The 24825-nt window shown below is 65.3% G+C and carries 26 protein-coding genes; 12 read left to right on the top strand and 14 right to left on the bottom strand.

Going from position 1 to position 24825, the window contains the following annotated elements:
- Positions 1 to 161: 161 nt before the first annotated feature.
- Together HPS01S_RS21530 and HPS01S_RS09810 are read right to left on the bottom strand one after the other, a co-directional pair.
- On the bottom strand, positions 162 to 1517 hold the full coding sequence (locus tag HPS01S_RS21530) for a tyrosine-type recombinase/integrase (RefSeq protein ID WP_066260411.1): 1356 nt from the start codon (positions 1515 to 1517) through the stop codon (positions 162 to 164).
- A 302-nt stretch (positions 1518 to 1819) separates the two neighbouring features.
- Positions 1820 to 2806, bottom strand: coding sequence for an NADPH:quinone oxidoreductase family protein (locus tag HPS01S_RS09810; RefSeq protein WP_066154660.1), 987 nt, complete (start codon positions 2804 to 2806; stop codon positions 1820 to 1822).
- Between the two features lie 120 nt (positions 2807 to 2926).
- Between HPS01S_RS09810 and surE the strand changes: the two genes are divergently transcribed.
- The 5 genes from surE to rlmD all read left to right on the top strand — a co-directional run bounded on the left by surE (position 2927) and on the right by rlmD (position 7767).
- Positions 2927 to 3712 carry a 5'/3'-nucleotidase SurE gene (gene surE / locus HPS01S_RS09805; RefSeq protein ID WP_066154658.1) on the top strand — a complete coding sequence of 262 codons (786 nt, stop codon included), beginning with the start codon at positions 2927 to 2929 and terminating at the stop codon, positions 3710 to 3712.
- Positions 3713 to 3870: 158 nt separating this feature from the next.
- A complete protein-coding gene (locus HPS01S_RS09800) occupies positions 3871 to 4545 on the top strand; it encodes a protein-L-isoaspartate(D-aspartate) O-methyltransferase (RefSeq protein ID WP_066154764.1) in 675 nt (224 codons plus the stop codon).
- A gap of 87 nt (positions 4546 to 4632) precedes the next feature.
- On the top strand, positions 4633 to 5532 hold the full coding sequence (locus HPS01S_RS09795) for a peptidoglycan DD-metalloendopeptidase family protein (RefSeq protein ID WP_084397231.1): 900 nt from the start codon (positions 4633 to 4635) through the stop codon (positions 5530 to 5532).
- Positions 5533 to 5544: 12 nt separating this feature from the next.
- Positions 5545 to 6330, top strand: a complete 786-nt coding sequence (locus HPS01S_RS09790) for a 3'-5' exonuclease (RefSeq protein ID WP_066154655.1) — start codon at positions 5545 to 5547, stop codon at positions 6328 to 6330.
- Positions 6331 to 6384: 54 nt separating this feature from the next.
- Positions 6385 to 7767 carry a 23S rRNA (uracil(1939)-C(5))-methyltransferase RlmD gene (rlmD, locus tag HPS01S_RS09785; RefSeq protein WP_066154652.1) on the top strand — a complete coding sequence of 461 codons (1383 nt, stop codon included), beginning with the start codon at positions 6385 to 6387 and terminating at the stop codon, positions 7765 to 7767.
- 32 nt (positions 7768 to 7799) lie between these two features.
- Here the strand turns inward: rlmD and HPS01S_RS09780 are convergent, their stop codons facing one another.
- Positions 7800 to 8222 carry a hypothetical protein gene (locus tag HPS01S_RS09780; RefSeq protein ID WP_174545241.1) on the bottom strand — a complete coding sequence of 141 codons (423 nt, stop codon included), beginning with the start codon at positions 8220 to 8222 and terminating at the stop codon, positions 7800 to 7802.
- Between the two features lie 117 nt (positions 8223 to 8339).
- Positions 8340 to 9023 carry a Bax inhibitor-1 family protein gene (locus HPS01S_RS09775; protein ID WP_066154648.1) on the bottom strand — a complete coding sequence of 228 codons (684 nt, stop codon included), beginning with the start codon at positions 9021 to 9023 and terminating at the stop codon, positions 8340 to 8342.
- Between the two features lie 173 nt (positions 9024 to 9196).
- On the opposite strand from HPS01S_RS09775, the gene HPS01S_RS09770 reads away from it, so the two are divergent.
- Positions 9197 to 9604: a GlcG/HbpS family heme-binding protein gene (locus HPS01S_RS09770; RefSeq protein WP_066154645.1), complete on the top strand. Its 408-nt coding sequence runs from the start codon at positions 9197 to 9199 to the stop codon at positions 9602 to 9604.
- A gap of 120 nt (positions 9605 to 9724) precedes the next feature.
- On the opposite strand, the gene HPS01S_RS09765 is transcribed toward HPS01S_RS09770, so the two are convergent.
- From HPS01S_RS09765 to HPS01S_RS09735, 7 genes are all read right to left on the bottom strand, one after another.
- Entirely contained in the window at positions 9725 to 9922 is a 198-nt protein-coding gene (locus HPS01S_RS09765; RefSeq protein ID WP_066154642.1) for a hemin uptake protein HemP, read from the bottom strand.
- Positions 9919 to 10332 carry an ExbD/TolR family protein gene (locus HPS01S_RS09760; protein WP_066154639.1) on the bottom strand — a complete coding sequence of 138 codons (414 nt, stop codon included), beginning with the start codon at positions 10330 to 10332 and terminating at the stop codon, positions 9919 to 9921. The genes HPS01S_RS09765 and HPS01S_RS09760 overlap by 4 nt, the downstream gene beginning before the upstream one ends.
- 13 nt (positions 10333 to 10345) lie before the next feature.
- Positions 10346 to 11080: a MotA/TolQ/ExbB proton channel family protein gene (locus HPS01S_RS09755; RefSeq protein WP_066154636.1), complete on the bottom strand. Its 735-nt coding sequence runs from the start codon at positions 11078 to 11080 to the stop codon at positions 10346 to 10348.
- 34 nt (positions 11081 to 11114) lie between these two features.
- Entirely contained in the window at positions 11115 to 11768 is a 654-nt protein-coding gene (locus HPS01S_RS09750) for an energy transducer TonB (protein ID WP_066154632.1), read from the bottom strand.
- Positions 11769 to 12059: 291 nt separating this feature from the next.
- The gene (locus HPS01S_RS09745) at positions 12060 to 13136 is read right to left on the bottom strand and encodes an alpha-hydroxy acid oxidase (RefSeq protein WP_066154630.1); all 1077 of its coding nucleotides are present in this window, start codon (positions 13134 to 13136) and stop codon (positions 12060 to 12062) included.
- Positions 13133 to 13822 carry a Fe2+-dependent dioxygenase gene (locus HPS01S_RS09740; RefSeq protein ID WP_066154627.1) on the bottom strand — a complete coding sequence of 230 codons (690 nt, stop codon included), beginning with the start codon at positions 13820 to 13822 and terminating at the stop codon, positions 13133 to 13135. Before HPS01S_RS09740 ends, HPS01S_RS09745 begins: the two co-directional genes overlap by 4 nt.
- Positions 13823 to 13926: 104 nt before the next feature.
- Positions 13927 to 16266 carry a TonB-dependent receptor gene (locus HPS01S_RS09735; RefSeq protein WP_157576201.1) on the bottom strand — a complete coding sequence of 780 codons (2340 nt, stop codon included), beginning with the start codon at positions 16264 to 16266 and terminating at the stop codon, positions 13927 to 13929.
- Between HPS01S_RS09735 and HPS01S_RS21775 the strand changes: the two genes are divergently transcribed.
- The 3 genes from HPS01S_RS21775 to ahpF all read left to right on the top strand — a co-directional run bounded on the left by HPS01S_RS21775 (position 16265) and on the right by ahpF (position 18860).
- Positions 16265 to 16519 (top strand): hypothetical protein, encoded by a 255-nt coding sequence (locus HPS01S_RS21775; protein WP_157576198.1) that lies wholly within the window; start codon positions 16265 to 16267, stop codon positions 16517 to 16519. The genes HPS01S_RS09735 and HPS01S_RS21775 overlap by 2 nt on opposite strands.
- Before the next feature lie 85 nt (positions 16520 to 16604).
- Positions 16605 to 17180, top strand: coding sequence for an alkyl hydroperoxide reductase subunit C (gene ahpC, locus HPS01S_RS09730; RefSeq protein ID WP_066154756.1), 576 nt, complete (start codon positions 16605 to 16607; stop codon positions 17178 to 17180).
- Positions 17181 to 17279: 99 nt separating this feature from the next.
- The gene (gene ahpF, locus HPS01S_RS09725) at positions 17280 to 18860 is read left to right on the top strand and encodes an alkyl hydroperoxide reductase subunit F (RefSeq protein ID WP_066154624.1); all 1581 of its coding nucleotides are present in this window, start codon (positions 17280 to 17282) and stop codon (positions 18858 to 18860) included.
- An 85-nt stretch (positions 18861 to 18945) separates the two neighbouring features.
- On the opposite strand, the gene HPS01S_RS09720 is transcribed toward ahpF, so the two are convergent.
- Both HPS01S_RS09720 and HPS01S_RS09715 read right to left on the bottom strand, forming a co-directional pair.
- Entirely contained in the window at positions 18946 to 20670 is a 1725-nt protein-coding gene (locus HPS01S_RS09720) for a cation acetate symporter (RefSeq protein WP_066154620.1), read from the bottom strand.
- Entirely contained in the window at positions 20667 to 20975 is a 309-nt protein-coding gene (locus HPS01S_RS09715; protein ID WP_066154617.1) for a DUF485 domain-containing protein, read from the bottom strand. Before HPS01S_RS09715 ends, HPS01S_RS09720 begins: the two co-directional genes overlap by 4 nt.
- 223 nt (positions 20976 to 21198) lie before the next feature.
- On the opposite strand from HPS01S_RS09715, the gene HPS01S_RS09710 reads away from it, so the two are divergent.
- The 3 genes from HPS01S_RS09710 to HPS01S_RS09700 all read left to right on the top strand — a co-directional run bounded on the left by HPS01S_RS09710 (position 21199) and on the right by HPS01S_RS09700 (position 23846).
- Positions 21199 to 21459, top strand: a complete 261-nt coding sequence (locus HPS01S_RS09710) for a DUF4212 domain-containing protein (protein ID WP_066154614.1) — start codon at positions 21199 to 21201, stop codon at positions 21457 to 21459.
- An 18-nt stretch (positions 21460 to 21477) separates the two neighbouring features.
- Positions 21478 to 23331 (top strand): sodium:solute symporter family protein, encoded by a 1854-nt coding sequence (locus HPS01S_RS09705; protein ID WP_066154609.1) that lies wholly within the window; start codon positions 21478 to 21480, stop codon positions 23329 to 23331.
- Positions 23332 to 23462: 131 nt separating this feature from the next.
- Positions 23463 to 23846 (top strand): hypothetical protein, encoded by a 384-nt coding sequence (locus HPS01S_RS09700; protein WP_066154606.1) that lies wholly within the window; start codon positions 23463 to 23465, stop codon positions 23844 to 23846.
- 43 nt (positions 23847 to 23889) lie between these two features.
- Here the strand turns inward: HPS01S_RS09700 and ppsR are convergent, their stop codons facing one another.
- A complete protein-coding gene (ppsR, locus tag HPS01S_RS09695; RefSeq protein ID WP_066154603.1) occupies positions 23890 to 24711 on the bottom strand; it encodes a posphoenolpyruvate synthetase regulatory kinase/phosphorylase PpsR in 822 nt (273 codons plus the stop codon).
- Positions 24712 to 24825 lie beyond the last annotated feature (114 nt).

Below are 24825 nucleotides of genomic sequence, written 5' to 3'. Positions count from 1 at the left end.
CTTTTAGCAGGATTTTGGTCCTGTGTATCTGGACAAAAAATTTTCAAGCGTGCCCCGAGCACACCAATGCAAGGAAGGCGGTAGTCTAAAAAAAGGTCTAGCGGGGTGGGGCGTGAATCTTCTTCACGAACGCCTGCATGGCCAACCTTCTATTGCGATATTCATGCTGCCACAACTTGAAGCTTTTCCGGCTGGGCTCTGGGGTCGAACTTGATGCCTGCCTGCTCCAGAGTCCACGCCTCCAGTCGCTCATGGTGAACGCGAAGCAGGTCCAACGGGCGCACGCGATAGTGTTTCTCGGCGGTCGCGCTGGGTTTGTGGCCCTGAATCTGCGCCACTACGCCCGCTGGCAGTTCCAGCCATTCCGACAGAGTACCGAAGCTGCGACGCAAGCCGTGCAGGGTCAACTCCGCGATGCCAGCTACTGCGCAGGCATCAGCCAATCTACGATGTGGGCGGCTGATAGGCTGGGACTTAGTGTCGCTGGAAAATACCCACTCATTGCGCCGTGGCAGGCTGGCCAGTAGGTACCACACGTAGGGTGTCATGGGAATTCGCCGGGTGCCATCTTGTCCGCCCTTGCTGGCGTCCTTGTCGCGAATGGTGAGTCCCCGCCATTGGGTGTTGACGTCATCCCAGCGCAGCGCCAGTAGTTCGCCTGGGCGTGCGCCCGTCAGTAGCAGCGTTTGCAGGTAGGCAGATACAGCTGGGCTTCGCAGTCCCTGTACGGCGGCAAACCAGGCAGGTAGCTGTTCTTTCAGTAGGGCATCCCGCTTTGCCTTGGGTTTGCCAAGTGCCTCACGGGCTCGACGATTGCGGGCGGGGTTCTTCTCGGGTATCAGGGCGGCATATTCTGGGTGCTCTGTGCACCAACAAAGAAACGCATGAAACAGGTGCAGCCCAAGCCGTGCACGTGTCGGGCGGGAGTGGGCTTCGCGAGCGGCCCATGCCTGCACAGTGTCAGCAGTCAGGTCTACCAAGCGCAGAGAAGCAAAGTGGTGCAGCGGCCCGGGCTCGGTGGTGCCCTTTCCGCGCTTTTTAGGCTCGCCACCAGGAGCCATCATGCTCACGTTATCGCGCAAGTGCAGATCGCCCCAGTGTGAGCGGCGAGCGTCCAGATACACGGCCCATGCCTCGCCCACGGTCGCGGCCTGCGCGATGGTGGCAGCCTTCTCCGCGGCCACTGCGGCCTGCTTTTGGCGCTCGATCTCTCGGGGGTCTTGCCCAGCATCTAGCACCACGGCAAGTCGGCGAGCTTCTGCACGGGCCTGCTCGATTGACCAGGTGCGCACGTCGCCAATGGTGAGCCTGATGGTTCTACTAGCTAACTTACGCTCAAAAACGAAAGACTTGCTCCCAGTGTTGGTCACTCGCACACGCAACCCTGGGGCCTTGGTGTCTCTAAGGAATGCCTGAGCCTTTGTGTCGGAGCGACAGCTTAGTCGCGCTATGGCGCCAGCGGTCAGTTCGATGGCCTGGGCAGTGTCCGGTAAGTCAGTTTTCTTCGGTCTAGCCATGTGTCGGTGCTCCGGTCAGGTGGCTACACGTTTGATCTGTGTAGCCACTGTGTAGCCAAAAAACCCAAATATTGGGAAATTTTGATCAACACAAGGCTCAAGTGATTTACTCAAAAATGAGCATAAGCTGTTGATTTTTATAAATTGTATCTACAGTGATCAACAAGGGCAAATCATTGATATTAAGGATTGTGATTCCTGTTGTCGTGGGTTCGAGTCCCATCAGCCACCCCAAAAATATATGAACAAAGCCCGGTGTTTGCCGGGCTTTGTCGTTTCAGGCTCCTGGTGGACCCGCTGGGTCAGTTCACCAGCACCAGCTTTCCTTTGACCGAACGCGAACCCATGATGGCGTAGGCCTTGGGCAGGTCCTTCATCGGCAGCGTCTGGTCGATCACCGGCTTGATCTGGCCCTTCATGTACATCGTGGCCAGCGTCTGCATCATCTGGGCGTTGGCCTTGGGTTCGCGCTTGGCAAAGTCGCCCCAGAACACGCCCACAATGCTCGCGCCCTTGAGCAGCGACAGGTTCAGCGGCAGGCTCGGGATCGGGCCGCTGGCAAAGCCCACCACCAGATAGCGGCCGCGCCAAGCGATGGAGCGGAAGGCCGGCTCGGCGAAGTCGCCGCCGACGGGGTCGTAGATCACGTCGGGCCCTTTGCCTCCGGTCAGCCGCTTGATTTCGTCGCGCAGCGTGGTCTGCGGTGTGTGCACGCTGTAGTTGATGGTTTCGTCGGCCCCCAGCTGCCTGCACAGGGCGCACTTGTCGTCGCTCGACGCGGCGGCGATTACCCGTGCCCCGGCGGCTTTGGCGAGCTGGATTGCGGCCGTGCCGACGCCTCCGGCGGCACCCAGCACCAGCACCGTTTCTCCGGCCTTGAGCTGGGCGCGGTCCACCAGCGCGTGCTGCGAGGTGGCGTAGATCATGATGAAGGCGGCGGCATCCACCGGCGGGAAGCCCGGTGGCAGCGGCATGCACAGCGCCGCGGGCGCGAGCGTGTGGGTGCCGAAACCGCCGGTGCCGCTCAGGCAGGCAACGCTCTGGCCCACCTGCAGATGCGTCACGCCTTCACCCACCGCGCGAACCACTCCGGCGTACTCCGAGCCAGGCACGAAGGGCAGCGGTGGCTTCATCTGGTACTTGTTCTGGACGATCAGCAGATCGGGAAAGTTCAGGCTCGCTGCCTGGATCTCGATCAGCACCTCGCCCGCTCCGGGTTCGGGGGTGGGCAGTTCTTTCCAGCTCAGGGCGTCCACGCCCACGGGGTTTTCGCAAAGCCAGGCTTGCATCGGTCGTCTCCGGAGTTGTCAGGGTCGATGCATGATAGGCAGGGCCACGCACGATGGGCGTCACCTGTGCGGCCCCATGTCCCGGGCGTGACCCGGGGCGGGCCGCCTAAAATCCTGCCAATGAAAATTCTCATCTCCAACGACGATGGTTACCAGGCGCCCGGCATCGTGGCCCTGTACGAGGCGCTCAAGGGCCTGGCCGACGTGGAGGTGGTGGCGCCGGAGCACAACAACAGTGCCAAGTCCAACGCGCTGACCCTGCACTCGCCGCTGTACGTGCACCGCGCGTCCAACGGTTTCCGCTATGTGAACGGCACCCCTGCCGACTGTGTGCACATCGCGCTGACCGGGCTGCTGGGCTACCGGCCCGATCTGGTGGTGTCCGGCATCAACAACGGCGCCAACATGGGGGACGACACCATTTACTCTGGCACCGTCGGAGCGGCCATGGAGGGCTACCTGTTCGGCATCCCTGCCATCGCGTTCTCCCAGACGGAGCGCGGCTGGGCACATCTGGACGTGGCTGGACAGAAGGCCGCCGAGCTGGTCAGACACCTGCTGCCGACGCTGCCGTCCGGTGGCGACGCGGGTCGGCGACAGGCTCCGTGGCTGCTGAATGTCAACATTCCTTGCCGCCCGGCCGAGCAGATCCGGGGCTTCAAGGTCGCCCGCCTCGGGCGCCGCCACGCGGCCGAGCAGGTGATCACGCAGACCAACCCCCGCGGTGAAACCATGTATTGGATCGGCAGCGCCGGTCCGGCCAAGGACGATGCCGAAGGCACCGACTTTCACGCCACGGCGCAGGGCTTCGCCAGCATCACGCCGCTGCAGGTGGACCTGACCGACCACGAGCGCCTCTCTTATTGGGTTCCGACGGCGGCCGCCTTGGGCGCTGGGACGCCATGAAACGGACAGTTCCAACTTCGCCGGCCACGAGCGCTTCCACTGTCCCCGCCTCCGGAAGGCCCCGGCCGGCATTTCCCGCTCGCCTGGACACAGGGCCGGTGGTATCGGTCAACAGGCCGGGCGTCCCGTCGGCGGTGCAGGGCCGCAGCCCGGCGCCCATGGCGGCGACCACGGCCCCCCGCGGTGTCGGCATGGATTCGTTGGCAGTTCGTCAGGCCATGGTGCGCAAGCTGCAGGCCCAGGGCATTTCCCACCCAGGCGTGCTGGGGGCCATGCAGGTCGTGGAGCGGCACCGCTTCGTGGACACCGCGCTGGCCAACCAGGCATATGAAGACACCAGCCTGCCGATCGGCCTGGGGCAGACCATCTCCAAGCCCAGTGTGGTGGCGCGCATGCTGGAGTTGCTGTGCCAGGGCAGGGAGGGCCGCATTGGCCGGGTGCTGGACATCGGAACCGGGTGTGGCTACCAGGCTGCGGTGCTGAGCCATCTGGTGCAGGAGGTCTACAGCATCGAGCGGCTGCGGGCGCTGCACGAGAAGGCGCGCGACAACCTGCGGGCCTTCCGGCTGGCCAATGTCCACCTCCTGTTTGGCGATGGCATGGCGGGCTATGCGCAAGGCGCGCCATACGCCGGTATCGTGGCCGCCGCAGGTGGGAACGATGTGCCGCAGGCCTGGATCGAACAGCTCGCGGTGGGGGGGCGCCTGGTGGCACCGGCGGTGACCGACTCGGGCCAGCAGCACCTGATCGTCATTGAGCGCCATGCTCACGGATTCACACGTTCTGTATTGGAACCGGTGCTCTTCGTGCCCCTAAAATCAGGCGTTTCGTGAAACCTTTCGGCCGACACGTGGCTGGCGAGTGTTTCGTAGAGGCAGTGCCCGGGTGGAAACGGGCCTGACATCAGGCAGGAAACAGGAATGAACAAGCGGGATTTCGATAGACAGCCAGTGCGCACGCAGCGCATCTCGTGGCGCGGTGTGGCCCTGTGGACCCTGATGGGGGGACTGGTGCTGACGGCCGGATGCTCCACGCGGCGACTGAGCCAGCCCGCACCGGTCGAGGACCGTTCCGGCGCGGCGCGGCCGTCCGAAGGCAAGCCCTTGCCCGGTGCGGAGAACGCGGGCAAACCGGGTTATTACACCGTGCGCCCCGGCGACACCCTGTACCGGATTGCACTGGAGGCCGGCCAGGCACCGCGCGACGTGCAGGCATGGAACAACCTGACCAACCCCAACCTGATCGAAGTCGGTCAGGTGCTGCGGGTGGCCCCGCCCGTATCGGGCACCGCCCCCACAGCGACGGGTGTGACCGCTGCGCCGGTGGCCACGCCGGGCGTGGTGGCACGGCCCCTGAACACGCCCCCTGCATCGGGCACGCCGGGTGCAACACCCACGGCGCCGACTGCTGCCACACCCGCGCCGGCCACCGAGCCCGTTTCTGCCGGTGCCGACGACGTTGCATTTGTGTGGCCTGCCCAGGGCGCAGTGGTCGCTTCTTTCGATGAGGGCAAGAACAAGGGCGTGTCCATCAGCGGTCGTCTGGGCGATCCGGTGCTCGCCGCCGCCGACGGGCGCGTGGTGTATGCCGGCGCCGGTTTGCGCGGCTATGGCAACCTGATCATCCTCAAGCACAACAACACCTTTCTCACGGCCTACGCCCACAACCAGGCCCTGCTGGTGCGCGAGGACCAGACCGTGAAGCAGGGACAGCGCATCGCCGAGATGGGCAGCAGCGACGCCGACCGCGTCAAGCTGCACTTCGAGGTGCGCCGCAACGGCAAGCCTGTCGATCCGGTGGCCTACCTGCCCAAGCGCTGAGCTGGCCGGTGCATGGCCTGGCCGGTTCTCGTTTTTGACATCGAGTCGATTCCGGATGTCGACGGGTTGCGCGCGTTGCGGGGTGCGCCCGCCGATGCCACCGATGCCCAAGTCTACGAGGCCTGGCTGAACGAGCGCAAGGACAAGGGCCAGAGCGATTTCGCACCGCTGCACCTGCAGCGCGTGCTGGTCATCAGCGTGGTGTTCCGCAACGCCGAAGGCCTGCGCGTGCACTCCTTCGTCGACCGCGACGGCCAGGGTGAAGGCCGGGTCATCCAGACCTTCTTCAACAGTATCGAAAAGCACCAGCCGCAGCTGGTGAGCTGGAACGGCGGCGGCTTCGACCTGCCCGTGCTGCACTACCGCGGACTGCGCCACGGCGTCGAGGCCAGCAAGTACTGGGATATGGGCGAGGACGACCGCGAGTACAAGTGGAACAACTACATCAGCCGATACCACATGCGCCATCTGGACCTGATGGACCTGCTGGCGATGTACAGCCCCAAGAACAACGCGCCTCTGGACGCGCTGGCCAAGCTGTGCGGCTTTCCCGGCAAGCTGGGCATGGACGGCTCGCAGGTCTATCCGCAGTACCTGGAAGGCCGGCTGGAGGACATCCGCCGCTACTGCGAAACGGACGTAATGAACACCTATCTGGTGTACTGCCGTTTCCAGAAGATGCGTGGCGGCCTCACGGAGGCCGAGTACGAGCAGGAAATCGCGTTCGTGAAAGAGACGCTGGGGCGGATGGCGCCCGCTGAGAGCCACTGGCAGGAATACCTCGCCGCCTGGGCCTGAGACAATCGGGGCATGAGCCAAGACAGCCCCACACAACAAGATCCCCACACCCCCATGTCGCCCTCCGCCGGTCTGTCCGAAGGCCAGCTGTTTGTCGAGTCGCTCGACATCGAGGCGCAGGGCATCGCCCACCGGCCCGACGGCAAGGTCGTGTTCATCGACGGCGCGTTGCCGTTCGAGATCGTCAGCGCCAAGGTCCATCGCAAGAAGAACAACTGGGAAGCGGCGACGCTGACCGAGATCCACCGCGAGTCGCCCCAGCGCGTCACGCCCGGCTGTCCGCATTTCGGTCTGCACGAAGGTGCGTGCGGTGGCTGCAAGATGCAGCACCTGCATGCCAGCTCGCAGGTGGCCATCAAGCAGCGCGTGCTGGAGGACAACCTCTGGCATCTGGCCAAGGTCAAGGCCGAGACGTTGCTGCGCCCGATCGAAGGGCCGGCCTGGGGCTACCGCTACCGCGCGCGCCTGTCGGTGCGCTTCGTGCACAAGAAGGGGGTGGTGCTGATCGGTTTCCACGAGCGCAAGAGCCGCTACGTGGCCGACATGCAGGTCTGCCGTGTGCTGCCTCCCCACGTGAGCAACCTGCTCATGCCCTTGCGCGAGCTGATCTACGGCATGGACGCGCGCGAGACCTGCCCGCAGATCGAGCTGGCCTGCGGCGATGACGTGACCGCCCTGGTGCTCCGGCATCTGGAGCCCCTGAGCGACGACGATCTGGCCCGGCTGCGCGCCTTTGGTCAGCAGAACGGCGTGCAATGGTGGTCGCAGCCCAAGGGCCCCGACACGGTCCGGCTGCTGGACGAGGGCGGACCGCAGCTGAGCTACCGCCTGCCCGAGTTCGGCATCACCATGCCGTTCAAACCGACCGACTTCACGCAGGTCAATCCGCACATCAACCGTGTGCTGGTGGCGCGTGCGCTGCGCCTGCTGGATGCGCAGAACAGCGAACGCGTGATCGACTGGTTCTGCGGTCTGGGCAACTTCACCCTGCCGATTGCCACGGGCGCCGGCGAGGTGCTGGGCATCGAGGGCAGCGAGGCACTGGTGGCGCGCTCGCGCGAGAACCTCGCGTTCAACCAGCAGGGGCGTCCGTCACCGCTGGCGCCCACGACCTTCGTGGCGCGCAACCTGTTCGAGATGACGCCCGAGATGCTGGTGGCCGATGGGGTGGCGGACAAGTGGCTGGTCGACCCGCCGCGGGAGGGCGCGTTTGCGCTGACCAAGGCGCTGGCCGACCTGCACCAGCAGCCGGAGCTGCGCGCTGGCTGGACACCGCCCCGGCGCATCGTCTACGTGAGCTGCAACCCGGCCACGCTGGCGCGCGACGCCGGCCTGCTGGTGCACCAGGCGGGCTACCGCTGCACGGCGGCGGGGGTGGTCAACATGTTCCCGCACACAGCACACGTCGAAAGCATGGCGGTGTTCGAGCTGCCCTGAGGCTCAGCCGGTCTCGGTGTGGGCCCAGGGCGTCAGGATCTTTGGGTTTTGGCGTCGCCGGACGACCTGGTGGCCGGGGTCTTGTCGGCCGCCTTCTTCCCGGCGGATGGCTTCGCATCACCCGAAGCGTGTTCGTCCGGGGCCGCGGTGTCTTCGTGTTCGACGACCTCTTCGCCAGTGGGCGACTCGATGGCAGACGGCATGCCGACGATCTGGTTGTCGCGCATGTACTGGTCCATTTCCTTCCAGCCCGCAAACACGGCGGCCTTGCCGGCCTTGGGGTTGGTCTTGAAGCAGTCCTCGATGCTGCGGATCGCGTGTCGGCAGGCGCTGCCGATGGCGTGGGCCTCGGCCTGCTTGCGCTCGGCCACCTGGGTGGCGCTTTCGATGCCCAGTGCGTCGCAGCCGGCCAGCAGGGCGGTGCAGAGGCAGAGGGGCAGGGCAAGGTGTCGCATGGTGCTTGAACGGGGTTTGTCTTCGTTTTCGGCCGGGCGGACGGGAACTTGAGCGCGCGCAGGCATGAAAAAAGGGGACCCGGAGGTCCCCTTGAGTCGAATGTGCAGTCCGACGGATCAGTCGTCGCCACCCATGATGCCGAACAGCGCCAGCAGGTTCTGGAACACCGCGAAGATGTCGATAAACAGCTGGGTGGCGGCCACGATGTAGTTGGTCTCGCCGCCGTCGACGATGTTCTTCACGTCGTAGAGCATGTACAGGCTGAAGACCAGCGTGCTCAGGGCGGTCAGGGCCAGCATCATGGCCGAGCTGCCGATGAAGATGTTGACCACGGCCGCGATCAGGATGGCGATCATGCCGGCGAACAGCCAGCGGCCCATGCCGCTGAGGTCGCGCTTGATCACGGTGGCCAGCGTGGCCATGGTGAAGAAGACGCCGGCCGTGCTGGCAAAGGCGGCCATCACCAGCGTGGTGCCGTTGCCCATGCCCAGCACCACGCCCAGCAGGCGCGAGAGCATCAGGCCCATGAAGAAGGTGAAAGCCATCAGGATGGCCACGCCCGCGCCGGAGTTGCGGAAACGGTAGATCGCGAACTGGAAGGCCATCATGCCGCCGATGAACAGCACCATGCCGACGATGCCGCCGAGGTTGCGGGTGATGCCGGTGCTCACGCCGATCCAGGCGCCCAGCACGGTCGGAAGCAGGCACAGGGCCAGCAGCCAGTAGGTGTTGCGCAGCACCTTGTTGCGTTCGGCGCTGAGGGCGCCGGCAGTGCCTTGGTATTGGGTGAAGTCGGTCATGGTCTCTCCTGGTGGTTGGCGGAACGCCGCTTGCGGCGAATTGTAGGGCGGTGGTCGGCGGCGTGTGGAATGTGCTGCCAGGCCACCGCGCGGTGAGAACAGTTTTGATCGCCAGTTCTGCAATGAACGCGTTATCGTTCGCCTTTCATTCCATTTTCTGCAGGATTGCTTCCATGAAAACCAAAGCCGTGCTCGAACTCGCCGATGTCAAGGCCATTGCCGCTGCCGCCGAAGCCGAAGCCATGAAAAACCAGTGGGCCGTCACCATCGCCATCGTCGACGACGGCGGTCATCTGCTCTGGCTGCAGCGCCTGGACGGCGCGCCGGCGATGTCCTCGCACATCGCGCCGGCCAAGGCCCACACGGCAGCGCTCAGCCGCAAGGAGAGCAAGGTCTATGAGGACGTCATCAACCAGGGCCGCACCTCGTTCCTGAGCGCGCCGACGATTCAGGGCTTGCTCGAAGGTGGGGTGCCGGTGATCAAGGATGGCCAGTGCATCGGCGCGGTGGGCGTCAGCGGTGTGAAGTCCAGCGAGGACGCGCAGATCGCCAAGGCAGGCATCGCTGCAATCGGCCTGTGATCTGAAAAAACGCCTGGCTAACGGGGCCTTCGGCCCCCTGGCTGGCGAAAAACGACGCTCGGGGAATTGCTCATACCCCGGGTCGCCCCACGATTGAAGAATGCGGTCTGGTCGGGTCGCTCACTTGGTGAGGATGAGCTTGCCCTGCCGGGTGGTCTGCAGGCGGTAGACCGCGCCGTTGTGTTCGATGGCCACCTGCGACCGGCCCTGCAGCACCGACTGGCTGCTGAGCACGGGCGCAGCGGTCGAGGCGGACGCCGGTGCGGGGGCCGTGACCGGGCTGGTCGCCACGGGAGTGGAGGCGGTCGGACGGTTCATGGCTGTGCGGGCTCCGTGATGAAACCGATCTTGCGCACGCCCGCGCGCTGGGCGCTGGCCATGGCCAGTGCCACGCGCTCGTAGCGCACGTCCTTGTCGCCGCGCATGTGCAGCTCGGGCTGCGGCTCCATGGCCGCGATCTGCGACAGGCGGGTGTTCAGCTCTGCGTCGGCGATGGGCGTTTCGTTCCAGTAGTAGGCGCCCGAGGCGTCGACGGACAGGCGCACGTTCTCCGGCTTGTCGACCAGCTTTTCATTGCTGGCGCGGGGCAGGTCGACCTTGACCGCGTGCTTGATGACCGGCACGGTGATGATGAAGATGATGAGCAGCACCAGCATGACGTCGATGAACGGGATCATGTTGATCTCCGCCATCATTTCGTCGCTGTCGTCCTGGGTTCCGATGGCCATGGGGACTCCTTGATCAGGCCTTCTTCATCGGCAGCACCTTGGCGTCTGCGCCGGAGCTGACGCGGGCGCCGGTGACGAAATAGGCGTGCAGGTCGTGGGCGAAGCGGTTGAGCTTGTGCAGGATGGCCTTGTTGCCGCGCACCAGGGCGTTGTAGCCCAGCACCGCGGGAATCGCCACCAGCAGACCCAGCGCGGTCATGATCAGCGCCTCGCCGATCGGACCGGCCACCTGGTCGATGCTGACCTGGCCCGCGGCGCCGATGCCCAGCAGGGCGTGGTAGATGCCCCAGACGGTGCCGAACAGGCCCACGAAGGGTGCGGTGGAGGCGATGGAGGCCAGCACCGTCAGGCCACTCTGTGCCTTGGCGACGTGGTCGTCCAGCGTGCGGCGCAGGCAGCGCTCGATCCAGTCGCTCACGTCCAGGCTGTCGTGCAGCTGCGGGACCTGGCGGCCGTCCTTGTGCAGGATGTGGCGCTGTGCCTCACGGCCTTCGACCGCCAGGGCGCGGAAGGGGTTGTTGTCGGCGGCACCGAGCTTGTCCAGCCCCTCGGCGAAATCGGCGCTGTGCCAGAAGCCTTCGCTGGCCTTGGCCTGCTGGCGCTGGGCGCGCTGGTCCAGCACCTTCCAGAGAATGATGATCCATGTGGCCAGCGACATGACCAGCAGCACCAGGGCGACGGTGCGGGTGACGGCGTCGCCTTGCGACCAGACGTGGGCCAGGCCCGAGCTTGCGAGAGGAGTGTCCATGAAAGATTCTGAGAATGCGGAGGGTTGGCGACGGTCAGTCTTCGAGACGGAAATCGATGGGAATCAGGTACGACATGGCTTCGGGAACGCCGGCCCGTTTGCCTGGTACATAGCGCCAACGCAGCACGGTCTGGACGGCGGTTTCGTCCAGGCGCGGAAAGCCGCTGGATTTCTGGACTTCGGCGCGGGTGGCGATGCCGTCGGTGCTGATGTGGACACGGACCACGACACGGCCCTGCTCCCGCAGCCGCTTGGACATCTGCGGGTAGGGCGGTGGCGGGTTGTTCAGGTAACTGGCGTCGCTGGAGGGCAGTTCCACCTTGGGAGGGGCTGGTGGCGCGACGGGAGCGGCCGCCACCGGTTCGGTGACCGCCGGCTGGGGTTCGGGTGGTGCGCTGACCACGCCCGTGGGCGCTTCGGGCACTGGAGCCGGGTCGGGAACGGCCAGCGGCATCGGGGCCTGTTTCACCGTGCGCTGCACCGGCGCCACCGGCTTCGGGGCCGGCTGTGGCTTGGGCGGGGTGGGCTCCGGCGCGACCAGGGGCTGGGGCGGCTCGATCAGCTCGGCCATCACCGCCACGGGCACCACCAGTTCCACGGCGCGGCGCAGCAGACCGGCCTGCAGGGCCCACAGGCCCAGCACGTGAAAGCCGATGACGGCGGCCACGATGAACAGACGACGGTCCATGGGAGCTGGGTTGGAACGTGCCTCGCGTGCGTCGCCGGCAGACGGTGCCGGAGGGACGGGAAGGCCAAGAGCGGCGGAACTCATAGTGTAGGTGTCGTCGGAACGGAGCCGGTCCCTGTCAGGCGCGGAACACCCACCACAGGGCGCCCAGCAGCAGGGCAAGGCTGACGAAGAGGGTGGTCAGGGTTCCGGTCATGGTGAGCTCTCTGGTGAAGGCGTTGGGCCGAAAAACGATGTCGTGATTATAAATGAGAATGGTTCGTATTCTTTAAATGGGCAAAATTTTTCTGCTCACGAGCGCGGCTGCAGATGCGCGGGTCCCAGTTCATCGAGCGTGCGGCAGCCGCACAGCGCCATGGCGATCTCCAACTCGTCGCAGATCAGGCGCAGCACCTGGGCGACACCCGTCGCACCGGCGTTCGCCAGCCCGTGCAGCACCGGTCGCCCGACCAGCACGGCGCTGGCACCCAGCGCCAGCGCCTTGAGCACGTCGGTGCCGCGGCGCACGCCGCCATCGACCAGCACGGGCACGTGACCCTCCACCGCGGCCACGACCTCGGGCAGCAGGGCGGCGGTGGCGGGCAGGGTGTCCAGGGTGCGCCCCCCATGGTTGGAGACGATCACGCCGCTCGCGCCGTGTTCGACCGCCAGATGGGCGTCGTCCGGGTGGGTGATGCCTTTGAGCAGGATGGGCAGCCGTGTGACCGAGCGCAGCCAAGCCAGGTCCTCCCAGCTCGGGGCGTGTTCCGCCAGGCCACCACAGAGGCCAGGGCCACCAGTCGCCATGGCAACGCCCTCAGGCAGGTTGACCGCCGCCACCCCAGGGGGCAGCTGGAAACCGGTGCGGCGTTCCTGGTCGCGGCTGCCCTGCACGGGGGCGTCCACCGTGAGCACGAGGGCCTCGTAGCCGGCGGCCTCGGCGCGCGCCACCAGCGACTGCGTCAGACCGCGGTCGGGCTGCAGGTAGAGCTGGAACCACAGCGGTCCGCGGGCGGCCTCGCCGTGGGCGAGGCGGGCGACTTCTTCCATGGGCACCGAGGCCTGCGTGCTCAGCACATAGCCCAGCCCCATCACCGCCGCCGCCAGTGTGCTGGCCCGTTCACCCTGTGGGTGTGCCAGTCGCTGGTAGGCCATGGGGGCCACCAGCAGCGGGTGGGCCAGTTCCCGACCGAGCAGCGTGCGGCGCGTGTGGCCGCCGGCGAGCGGGCGCAGCACCCGGGGGCGCAACTGCAGGCGCTGCCAGGCGGCGCGGTTGTCCTGCAGTGTGATTTCGTCGGCGGCGCCTCCAAACAGGTAGGCCCATGCGCCGGCGTCCATGCGCTCTTTCGCAAGACGTTCGTGGTCTACCAGCGTGACGGGCGCTCTCATGTTTCGGCCCACATGCGCAGCAGGTTGTGGTACGTCCCGGTCAGGCCTGTGGTTTCGGTGGTCTCGCCGTGGCGCTGGCGCAGTGCGAGCAGGTTCATGTCGAGTTCGTACAGCAGGCGGCGCTGCTCGTCGCTGCGCACCATGCTCTGCACCCAGAGAAAGCAGGCCAGGCGCTCGCCCCGCGTGACGGGCGTCACCTGGTGCAGGCTGGTGCCGGGGTAGAGCACGGCGTGGCCGGCGGGCAGCTTGACGCCGCGCGTGCCGTAGGTGTCGCTGACGGTGAGTTCGCCGCCGTCGTACTCGCCGGGGTCGTTCAGGAACACGGTGCAGGAGACATCGGTGCGCACGCACTCGGTGCCGGTGGCCGTGGCCTTGAGGCGCACCGCGTTGTCGATGTGGTTGCCGTAGGTGTTGTGCTCGCCGCCGTAGCGGTTGATGCGTGGGGTGAAGATGCGCAGCGGCAGCGCGGCACTGAAGAACAGGGCGGAGCGGTTCAGGCCGTCCAGCACCATCTGCCGGATGCGGGTCGCGGCCTCGCAGTCGTGCGGCAACTGCTGGTTGTTCTTGACGGTGAGCGCCTGCGGACCGGCGCTGTCGCGGCCATCGGCCCACGGGGCGCTGCGCAACAGGGCGCGCGCGGTGCGGATGTCGTCGGGCGACAGGATGTCGGGCAGGGTCAGCAGCATCGTGGGAGCGGGCCGGTCTTTGTCCGGGCCTTTCAGTGAGGGCTTTCAGTGGAAAAGCCGCCCGGCTTGCGCGGGGCGGTGGTGGGTTCGGCGCGGTGTGGGCGTCAGAACTTCAGGCTGGCGGTCACCTGCAGCGTGCGACCGGCACCCGGGATGTAGTGCGCCGGGTAGAGCTGGTCCGCGTAGAGCTTGTCGGTGGCGTTGGCCAAGTAGGCCTTGATCGACAGGCGCTCGAAGTCGAACGTGTACTCGGCCATCAGGTCGACGGTGGTGTAGGACGGCACCTTGAAGGCCACGCGGGTCGGGCTCTGGGCGCTGCGGAAGTTCAGGCCGGCGCCCATGCGCAGGCGGGGCGTGACCTGGTAGGTGCTCCACACGGTGCCGCTGTGCTCGGGCGTGAGGGCCGGGCGGTCGCCCGGGCGCTCGCCGATGGCCGACTGCGCGCAGGCGCCGGTGGCCGGGCAGGGCGCGGCCTTGTCGACGCGCGCCACCGGCAGCCACATGTAGGAACCGTAGACCTCCCACTGGGGGGTCAGGCGGCCGGTGATGTCGGCCTCAAAACCAGCCACGTGTCGCTTGCCGCTGAGCACCGTGACCGGCAGGTCCGGGTCGGTGTTGCGCTCGTTGGTCTTGGTCGAACGGAAGACGGCCAGACGGGTGGAGAAACGCTTGTCCGCCGAGTCGAGCTTGGCGCCGAGTTCGAGGTTGACGCTCTTTTCCGGATCGGTGTCAGCGTTGGAGGCGCTCAGCGAGTAGGCGTCGCCCGAGGTGTTGAACGAGGAGCCGGCGGACACGTGGAAGGAGTGCAACGGGGTCGGCTGGAACAGCGCGCCGATGCGCGGGCTGAACTCGGAGACGTGCATGCGGTACTTGGTGGCCGTGACCGGGCCGGGGGCGGCGTCCGGGATGGCGTTGATGTCGTAGTCGCCATTGAGGTTGTCGTAGCGCACGCCGCCGACGACCTTCCAGGCCGGGGCGACCTGGATCACGTCCTGCACGTAGGCGCCGACGCCGGTCGCGACGTAGGCGTTGTTCACGCGCAGCACGCGGCTGGCTTCGTTCACCGAGGCGCCGTCTTCCGGTGTGCCGACGGTGGTGGTGGGCTTGGTGATGGTGACGCCACCCTGCGCGGCCGAGCGCGCGGCGTAGACCGTGCGCTCCTCGCGGGAAACGTCGACGCCGGCGATCAGCTCGTGCTTGACGCCCAGCGCGTCGAACTTGGTGCTGAAGTCCGATTGCGCCTGCACCGAGTCGAGCTTCTGGATCTTCAGGTGGGTGCCGCGGGTGAGCACGGTGCCGGGGCCGAAGCTGTCCAGGCTGACCGAGGTCGGGCAGTTCGGGTTGGTGATGGCGCCGGTCTGCTGGTTCACGCCCTGCGTGCAGAAGCGGATCGCACCCGAGCGCAGATCGCGGTCGAACTTGCCCACGCGCACCTGGGTCTTGAGTTCGCTGTCGCGGCTGAAGCGGTGGGTGTGGGCCAGGCCGGCGATGGTGGCGCTGGAGTCGTTGTAGTCGCTGGCCAGGCCGTAGTTGGTGTCGGGGTCGACCGGCAGCAGCGTGCGGTCGCTGGAACCGCGGGCCGGGGCAATGAACGGCATGCCGTAGTTGACACCGTTGTTGTTGTCCAGGTGGTAGAGGCTGGCGAGGAACTCGTCGCGCTCGCCGATGCCGGTGCGGTAGGCCACCGCCATGCCGCGCTTGTCCAGGCTGGCGCCGCTGCCGTTGTTGTCGGCCTTGGTGGCCATGGCGTTCAGGCGCAGCGCGGAGCTTTCGCCGGTCATGATGTTGAAGTCGCCCGTGGCGCGCACGTACTTGTGGTTGCCCAGGGTGAGGTCGACCTGGTGCTCGTCGATCCGCCGGGGCACCTTGGACACCTGGTTGACGGCGCCGCCGGTGGAGCCACGGCCGAACAGCATCGAGGCCGAGCCGCGCAGCACTTCCATGCGGTCCATGGCGAAGGTGTCGCGGTCGTAGATCGCGGGGTCGCGCATGCCGTCGATGAACAGGTCGCCGGTGGCCTGCAGGGCGAAGCCGCGCAGGCGGATGTCTTCCTCGCCACCCTCGGCGGCCAGGAAGGTGATGCCGGCGGTGTTCTTGAGCGCTTCCTTGACGGTGTCGAGGTTGCGGTCGTCGATCAGGCGTTCGGTCACGACCGTGACCGATTGAGGGATGTCGCGCAGCTGCTGCTTGCCCTTGCCGATGGTGGTCTCGGTGGCCTGCAGCGCGTCCTTGCCTTCAGGGGCCAGGGCCTTTTCGCGCACGACCACGGTGGGCAGCTGTTTGTCTTCGCTGGCGGGAGCGGTCTGGGCCAGGGCGCCAAAGGAGCTGGCCAGCAGCATGGCGCCCAGGGGCAGCATCACGCCGGAGGCGGCGGGCAGGTTGGCGGATGGGGCGGGGAGGGGGCGGCCGGCACGGGCGCTCAGGTTCTTGCGACGTTGGGACATGGAAGCTCGGGTCGAACAGGTTGTCGGCTGGCTTCAACGCAAGGCGCTGTGGCTGGCTGGATTGCCGATGATATTGCAAACAAAAACGATTCTCAATAAAGTCTTTGCCCGGCAGACATTTTTTGCGCTATTTGTAGCAAGCAGTCCACAGCATCCGAGCCTGTCGACGGGATGGGTGATTGCTGCACAGCAGCAGAAACTATCGGCCTCATGTAAACTATCAATGCGGAAAATTGATAGATGTCGACTATGATTCACTCCGTCGCGATATCCATCGCTTCCCGTTTCCGATTCCCTTCAACCTCTTCACAGGAAAAACCATGTCCATGATCAACGCGCTGTCCATCATCAACACGCAAGTGCAGCCCTTCAAGACCACCGCCTTCGTCAACCGCACGGGCAAGGGCGAGTTCATCGAAGTGACCGAGAAGAGCCTGCAGGGCAAGTGGTCCGTGCTGATCTTCATGCCGGCCGCCTTCACCTTCAACTGCCCGACCGAGATCGAAGACGCCGCCGACAACTACGCCGAGTTCCAGAAAGCCGGCGCCGAGGTCTACATCGTCACCACCGACACCCACTTCTCGCACAAGGTGTGGCACGAGACCAGCCCCGCCGTGGGCAAGGCCAAGTTCCCCCTGGTCGGCGACCCGACGCACCAGCTGACCCGTGCCTTCGGCGTGCACATCGAAGAAGAAGGCCTGGCCCTGCGCGGCACCTTCGTGATCAGCCCCGAAGGCGTGATCAAGACGATGGAAGTGCACTCCAACGAAATCGCCCGCGACGTCAAGGAAACCGTGCGCAAGCTCAAGGCCGCCCAGTACACCGCCGCCAACCCCGGCCAGGTGTGCCCCGCCAAGTGGAACGAAGGCGCCAAGACCCTGGCTCCTTCGCTGGACCTGGTCGGCAAGATCTGATCCCCGCTGAGTGTTGAGCGTCGGGCGTTCGGCGGCCATTCGCCGAGCGCCCTTCACCCAACGCTTCGCGCACAACGCACCACATTCAAGGAGTCCACCATGCTCGACGACACCCTCAAAGCCCAGTTGCAGCAGTACCTCGGCATGCTGCGCCAGCCCATCACGCTGATCGCGTCGCTGGACGAGAGCGACACCGGCGCCGAGATGCGCGAGCTGTTGCAGACCATTGCCAGCCTGTCGGACAAGGTCACGCTGGACACCTCGGGCAACGACGCCCGCAAGCCGTCCTTCGTGATCGCCCGCGCCGGCGAAACCACAGGCGTGCGCTTCGCCGGCCTGCCGCTGGGCCACGAGTTCACCTCGCTGGTGCTGGCGCTGCTGTGGACCGGTGGCCACCCGCCCAAGGTCGAGCAGGCGGTGATCGACTCGATCAAGTCGCTCGACGGTGAGTACAGCTTCGAGGTCTACATGTCCCTGACCTGCCACAACTGCCCGGACGTGGTGCAGGCGCTGTCGCTCATGGCCATCGTCAACCCGAAGATCAAGACCGTGGTGATCGAGGGCGGCGCCTTCCAGCAGGAAGTGACCGAGCGCGAGATCATGGCGGTGCCCATGGTGTTCATGAACGGCCAGGTGTTCGCCTCCGGCCGCATGAGCGTGGAAGAGATCGTGGCCAAGCTCGACACGAAGTCGGGTGAGCGCGAAGCCGCCAAGCTCAACGCCAAGGACGCCTACGACGTGCTGATCGTCGGCGGTGGCCCGGCTGGTGCGGCCGCCGCCGTGTACGCCGCCCGCAAGGGCATCCGCGTGGGCATCGCGGCCGAGCGCATGGGTGGTCAGGTGAACGACACCATGGCCATCGAGAACTACATCTCGGTGCTGGAAACCGACGGCCCGAAGTTTGCCGCTGCGCTGGAAGCGCAGGTGCGCCACTACGAGGTGGACGTGATGAATCTGCAGCGCGCCGACAAGCTGATCCCTGCGAGCGAGCCGGGTGGTCTGGTGCAGGTGCAGATGGAAAACGGCGGCGTGCTCAAGGCGCGCAGCCTGATCCTGTCCACCGGCGCGCGCTGGCGCAATGTCAACGTGCCGGGCGAGCAGGAATACAAGAACAAGGGCGTGGCCTACTGCCCGCACTGCGACGGCCCGCTGTTCAAGGGCAAGCGCACGGCGGTGATCGGTGGCGGCAACTCGGGCGTGGAAGCGGCCATCGACCTGGCCGGCATCGTCCAGCACGTCACGCTGATCGAGTTTGCCGACCAGCTCAAGGCCGACGCGGTGCTGGTGAGCAAGCTCAAGAGCCTGCCCAACGTCACCATCCATGTGAACGCGCAGACCACCGAGATCACCGGCGACGGCAGCAAGGTCAACGGTCTGAAGTACAAGGACCGCGTGAGCGGTGAGGAACACCTCGTCGCGCTGGAAGGCGTGTTCGTGCAGATCGGCCTGGTGCCCAACACCGAGTTCCTCAAGGGCACGGTCGAACTCAGCCGCTTCGGCGAGATCGTGGTCGATGCGAAGGGCCACACCAATGTGGAAGGCGTGTTCGCCGCGGGCGACTGCACCACGGTGCCCTACAAGCAGATCGTGATCGCCGCGGGCGAGGGCGCCAAGGCCGCGCTCAGCGCGTTCGACCACCTGATCCGCACCCCCGTGCCGGCCGAGATGGCGCCGGCCTGAACCTCACAACCAGGGCGTCGTTGGGGGAAAAGAAAAAAGGGCCACCGCATGAGCGGTGGCCCTTTTCCATGACAAGGTCAGAAACTCAGTGACCCGATGCGCCCGATGCACCGATGCCGGTCTCGGAGCGAACCTGCTGGGCCACGAAGCCCGCGCGGTCCTTCTTGGCACGCGCGCTGTTGTCCAGGATGGAGAACAGCCAGATGCCGACGAAGCCGATGGTCATGGAGAACAGCGCGGGCGAGGTGTAGGGGAACAGCGCCGAGCCCTTGGGGTTGCCCAGCGTGGCTTCCCACACCGAGGGCGACACGACGGTCAGCGCGACCGACGAGATCAGGCCCAGGAAGCCGCCGATCACCGCGCCCTTGGTGGTGCAGTCCTTCCACAGCACGCTCATGAAGAGCACCGGGAAGTTGGCCGAGGCGGCAATCGCGAAGGCCAGCGACACCATGAAGGCGATGTTCTGCTTCTCGAAGGCAATGCCCAGCACCACGGCGATGATGCCCAGTGCAATGGTGGTCATCCGGGACACGCGCAGCTCGTCGGCACTGTTGGCCTTGCCCTTCTTGATCACGGTGCCGTAGATGTCGTGCGACACGGCCGAGGCGCCCGAGAGCGTCAGGCCGGCCACCACGGCCAGGATGGTCGCGAAGGCCACGGCCGAGATGAAGCCCAGGAACACGTTGCCACCCACGGCGTTGGCCAGGTGCACCGCCGCCATGTTGTTGCCACCCAGCAGGCCGCCCTTGGCGTCGAGGAAGTCGGGGTTGGTCAGCACGAAGGTGATGGCGCCGAAGCCGATGATGAAGGTCAGCAGGTAGAAGTAGCCGATCCAGCCAGTGGCCCACATCACGCTCTTGCGCGCTTCCTTGGCCGAGGGCACGGTGAAGAAGCGCATCAGGATGTGGGGCAGGCCGGCAGTGCCGAACATCAGCGCCATGCCGAAGCTGATGGCAGAGATCGGGTCCTTCACGAAGTTGCCGGGGCCCATGATGGACTGGCCGGCCGCAGCGGCTTCTTCGGACGTCTTGCCCGCCGCGCTGGCCAGGCCCGCCTTGATCTCGACCGACTTGGCGAACATCGCCTCGGGGCTGAAGCCGAAGTGCCACAGCACCATGAAGGCCATGAACGAGGCGCCGCCCAGCAGCAGGCAGGCCTTGATGATCTGCACCCAGGTGGTGGCTGTCATGCCGCCGAACAACACGTAGACCATCATCAGCGCGCCGACGATGATCACCGCGATGTAGTACTCCAGGCCGAACAGCAGCTTGATCAGCTGGCCCGCGCCCACCATCTGGGCGATGAGGTAGAAAGCCACCACGACCAGCGTGCCCGAGGCCGCGAAGATGCGGATGGGCTTCTGCTCGAAGCGGAAGGCGGCCACGTCGGCGAAAGTGAACTTGCCCAGGTTGCGCAGGCGCTCGGCCATCAGGAAGGTGATGACCGGCCAGCCGACCAGGAAGCCGATGGAGTAGATCAGGCCGTCAAAACCCGAGGCCATCACGGCCGCCGAGATACCCAGGAAGGACGCGGCCGACATGTAGTCCCCTGCGATCGCCAGACCGTTCTGGAAACCGGTGATGCCGCCTCCGGCGGTGTAGAAATCGGCGGCGCTCTTGGTCTTGGCGGCGGCCCACTTGGTGATGAACAGCGTGGCCACCACGAACAGCGCGAACATGGTGATCGCGGTCCAGTTGGTGGCCTGTTTTTCGGCCTGGCCGAGATCGGCCCCCGCAGCCAGAGCGGCGGCAGAAACGGCGAACAGCGAGGCGAGGGTCAGGGCGGGGCGCAGCAAGGTGCGGGTGTTCATTTGTGCACCTCGGTGATGATGGCGTGGGAGAGGTCGTCGAACTCGCTGTTGGCGCGGCGGACGTAGATCGCGGTGATCACGATGGTGAACAGGATCACTCCGAAACCGACGGGGATGCCCACCGTCATGACGCCTTCACCCAGGCGCTGCGACAGCCACTCCTTGTTGAAGGCCACCAGCAGGATGAAGCCGTAGTAGACGATCATCATTGCGGCGGTCAGCCACCAGCCGAAGCTGGAACGCTTGCGCCTGAGTTGCTGGTATTTGGGGTTGTCCAGGATGCGCTGGACCATCTTGTCTTCCATGGAGTCCTCCTTTGGATGGAAACGCTCCGCAGGCTAAGTGGACCCTCTTACCTAGGACTTACCCTTGGATTACAGCAGCTGACGGGCCGCAGCAATTTAGCTGTAAGGAATCGCAACCAAAGTCCGCCGCGTAGTACTTGGGAAAGCCCTTTTTCGGGTACACACAGCGTGGCGGCGTCAGCCGTCGAAACTGCAAACGCATCACTTAGAGGAGACAACTTTCATGAGTAGTGAAAGCAACGCGAAGGCCTATTGGTCTGCAACGCTGGGACTGCTGACCAAGGTGCTGGTCATCTGGTTCGTCGTGTCCTACCTGGCCGGCATCATTTTTGCCAGCGCGCTCAACAGCATCAAGCTGGGCGGCTACCCCCTGGGCTTCTGGTTCGCCCACCAGGGATCCATCTACATCTTCATCGCGCTGATCTTCTGGTACGCGAAGAAGATTGGTGACATCGATCGCAAGTTCGGCATGCAAGAAGACTGATCAAGAGGACATCACACCATGGATCTTCAAACCCTGACCTATGTGGTTGTGGGCGCAACCTTTGCGCTCTACCTCGGCATTGCCTTCTGGGCACGTGCCGGCAGCACCTCCGAGTTCTACGTGGCCGGTGGCGGCGTGCACCCCATCACCAACGGCATGGCCACGGCGGCCGACTGGATGTCGGCCGCTTCGTTCATCTCGATGGCCGGCCTGATCTCCAACATGGGCTACGGCGGCGCCGTGTTCCTGATGGGCTGGACCGGTGGCTACGTGTTGCTGGCCTGCCTGCTGGCTCCGTACCTGCGCAAGTTCGGCAAGTTCACCGTGCCCCAGTTCATCGGTGACCGCTACTACTCGCAGACGGCACGCACCGTGGCCGTGGTCTGCCTGCTGGTGGCCTCCACCACCTACATCATCGGTCAGATGACCGGTGTGGGCGTGACCTTCTCGCGCTTCCTGGGCGTGTCCAGCGAAACCGGTATCTACATCGGTCAGGCCATCGTGTTCTTCTACGCGGTGTTCGGCGGCATGAAGGGCATCACCTACACCCAGGTGGCCCAGTACATCGTGCTGATCTTGGCCTACGTCATCCCGGCGATCTTCATCTCCCTGAACCTGACCGGCAACTTCCTGCCGCAGCTGGGTCTGGGCTCTGATCTGGCCGGTACCGACGTGTCCCTGCTGGCCAAGCTGGACCAGGTGGTGACCGATCTGGGTTTCAGCCAGTACACGACCGCTTCTGCCGGTTCCATGCTGAACATGTTCTGCTTCACGCTGTCGCTGATGATCGGTACCGCCGGTCTGCCGCACGTGATCGTCCGCTTCTTCACCGTGCCCAAGGTCTCTGACGCCCGCATGTCGGCCGGCTGGGCCCTGGTGTTCATCGCCCTGCTGTACACCACGGCCCCCGCCGTCGGTGCCATGGCCCGCCTGAACCTGATCGGCACCGCCAACACCGCCGTCGGTATCGGCGCTGGCCCGGATGGCCAGATGGTCGTGAAGGCTGATGTGGTCAAGGCCAACGCCGACCTGTTCGCCGCCGAAGCCAGCCTGAAGTACGAAGACCGCCCGGAGTGGATGAAGCGCTGGGAAAAGACCGGCCTGCTGAAGTTCGAAGACAAGAACGGTGACGGCCGCATCCAGTACTACAACGACGCCACCAAGAACGAAGCCGTCAAGGGCAAGGCCGAAGCCGCCGGCTGGAAGGGCAACGAGCTGACCGTGAACGCCGACATCATCGTGCTGGCCAACCCGGAAATCGCTCAGCTGCCCAACTGGGTGATCGCCCTGGTCGCCGCCGGTGGTCTGGCCGCCGCGCTGTCCACCGCCGCCGGTCTGCTGATGGCCATCTCCTCTGCCGTGTCGCACGACCTGATCAAGGGTTCCATCAACCCGAACATCAGCGAGAAGAACGAACTGCTGGCAGGCAAGATCTCCATGGCCGTGGCCATCGTGATCTCGGGCTGGCTGGGTCTGAACCCGCCGAGCTTTGCGGCCGGTACCGTGGCCCTGGCCTTCGGTATCGCTGCCTCGTCGATCTTCCCGGCCATCATGATGGGTATCTTCAGCAAGTCCATCAACGACAAGGGCGCCAGTGCCGGCATGCTGGCAGGTCTGTTCGTGACCCTGTTCTATGTGTTCGCACACAAGGGCCTGTTCTTCATCAAGGGCACCGAGTTCCTGAACCTGGTTGGCGGCAACAACGGCTTCTTCGGCATCTCGCCGGAAGGCATTGGCACTGTGGGCGCCCTGGTGAACTTCATCGTGGCTTACCTGGTGAGCAAGGCCACCAAGCCGGTGCCGGCCCACATCGCCGAGCTGGTCGAATCCGTTCGCGTGCCCAAGGGCGCCGGCGGTGCTGTGGCCCACTGATGGTGTGAGCGACACCTGCAGGGGATGAGCATCCCCTGACCGGAAGCCCCGTTGGGTGACCAACGGGGTTTTTTTATTGAGAGAATCCCAACAAGGGGTGCAGTCCGCACCCGGCCTATCGACTGGATGGCATGAGCATCTTCATCTTCAACTGGATCTTCCTGCTGGCCTTGTTTCCGGTGGCCTTCTTCTGGCTGCGCAGGGCCTGGCGCATTCTGGTCAAACGCGACTTTTCCGAGGTGGCCCTGAAAAAAGGCCTGCCACCGCCCAACCCCGAGAAATTCGCTCCCTACGAAATGGTCATCAACCTGGTCGGTGGCGTGGTGATGGTGGTGGTGCTGGTGGCGGTGCTGGGCTTTCAGGCGCTGGCCAGCGAGGACTGGGTGGCCATTGCCGGCTCCACCCTGTGGACGAAGCTATTCCTGTCGTTCGCGCTGGGCCGCCACGCACACGGTGGCATGACGGAGCTGGCCAAAAAATCGGCCGAGGCGCGGGAGAAGAAGGCCAAGGGTTGAGCGGTGGCCGGCGGCGCAGGCTGCGCGATCCGGTCCGCCGCTCTCAGTACGCCAGCCGTTCCGGACGGATTTCCTGCAGGATCGTGGTGGCGATTTCTTCGATCGACTTGGTCGTGGTCGAAAGCCAGCGGATGCCCTCGCGCCGCATCATGGCCTCGGCCTCGCTCACCTCGGCCCGGCAGTTTTCCAGGCTGGCGTAGCGCGAATTCGGGCGGCGCTCGTTGCGGATCTCCGAGAGCCGCTCGGGGGCGATGGTCAGGCCGAAGATCTTCTTGCGATGGGGCATCAGCGCCGGCGGCAGCTTGCGGCGTTCGAAGTCTTCCGGAATCAGCGGGTAGTTGGACGCCTTCAGGCCGTGCTGCATGGCCAGGTAGAGCGAGGTCGGCGTCTTGCCGCTGCGGCTGACACCCACCAGGATCACGTCCGAGCCCTCCAGGTCCCTGTGGCTCTGGCCGTCGTCGTGCATGAGCGCGAAGTTGATGGCCTCGATGCGGTCGTTGTACTCCTTGCTCTTGGAGGCGTCCGAGAAACGGCCGACCCGGTGGTTGGACTTGATGCCCAGCTCTTCCTCCAGCGGCTCGACGAAGGTGCCGAACATGTCCAGCATCATGCCGTGGCAGTGCTCCTTGACCACTGCCAGCACCTCCATGTTGACCACGGTGGCGAACACCAGGGGGCGGCGGCCTTCGACCTCGGCGGTGTGGTTGATCTGGCGCACGGCCTGGTGGGCCTTGTCCACACTGTCCAGGAACGGCAGCCGCACCCGGCGGACCGTGGCTTCGAACTGGGCCAGGATGGCGTTGCCGAAGGTCTCGGCGGTGATGCCGGTGCCATCGGAGATGAAAAAGACGGTGCGGTTGGGCATGGCAAGGCTCGCTCGGGTTCAAGAAATTTCAGGACCACCCCACGCTGATTTCACAGGGGTGGCCAGCCCGGGGTGATCCCGGGCTGGCGGCACCATCCTACAATCATGGACGCC

The sequence above is a fragment of the Hydrogenophaga pseudoflava NBRC 102511 genome (genome assembly GCF_001592285.1).
In the GTDB taxonomy this organism is placed as follows: Bacteria; Pseudomonadota; Gammaproteobacteria; order Burkholderiales; family Burkholderiaceae_C; genus Hydrogenophaga; species Hydrogenophaga pseudoflava.
This window is presented reverse-complemented; position numbering and strand designations above follow the sequence as displayed.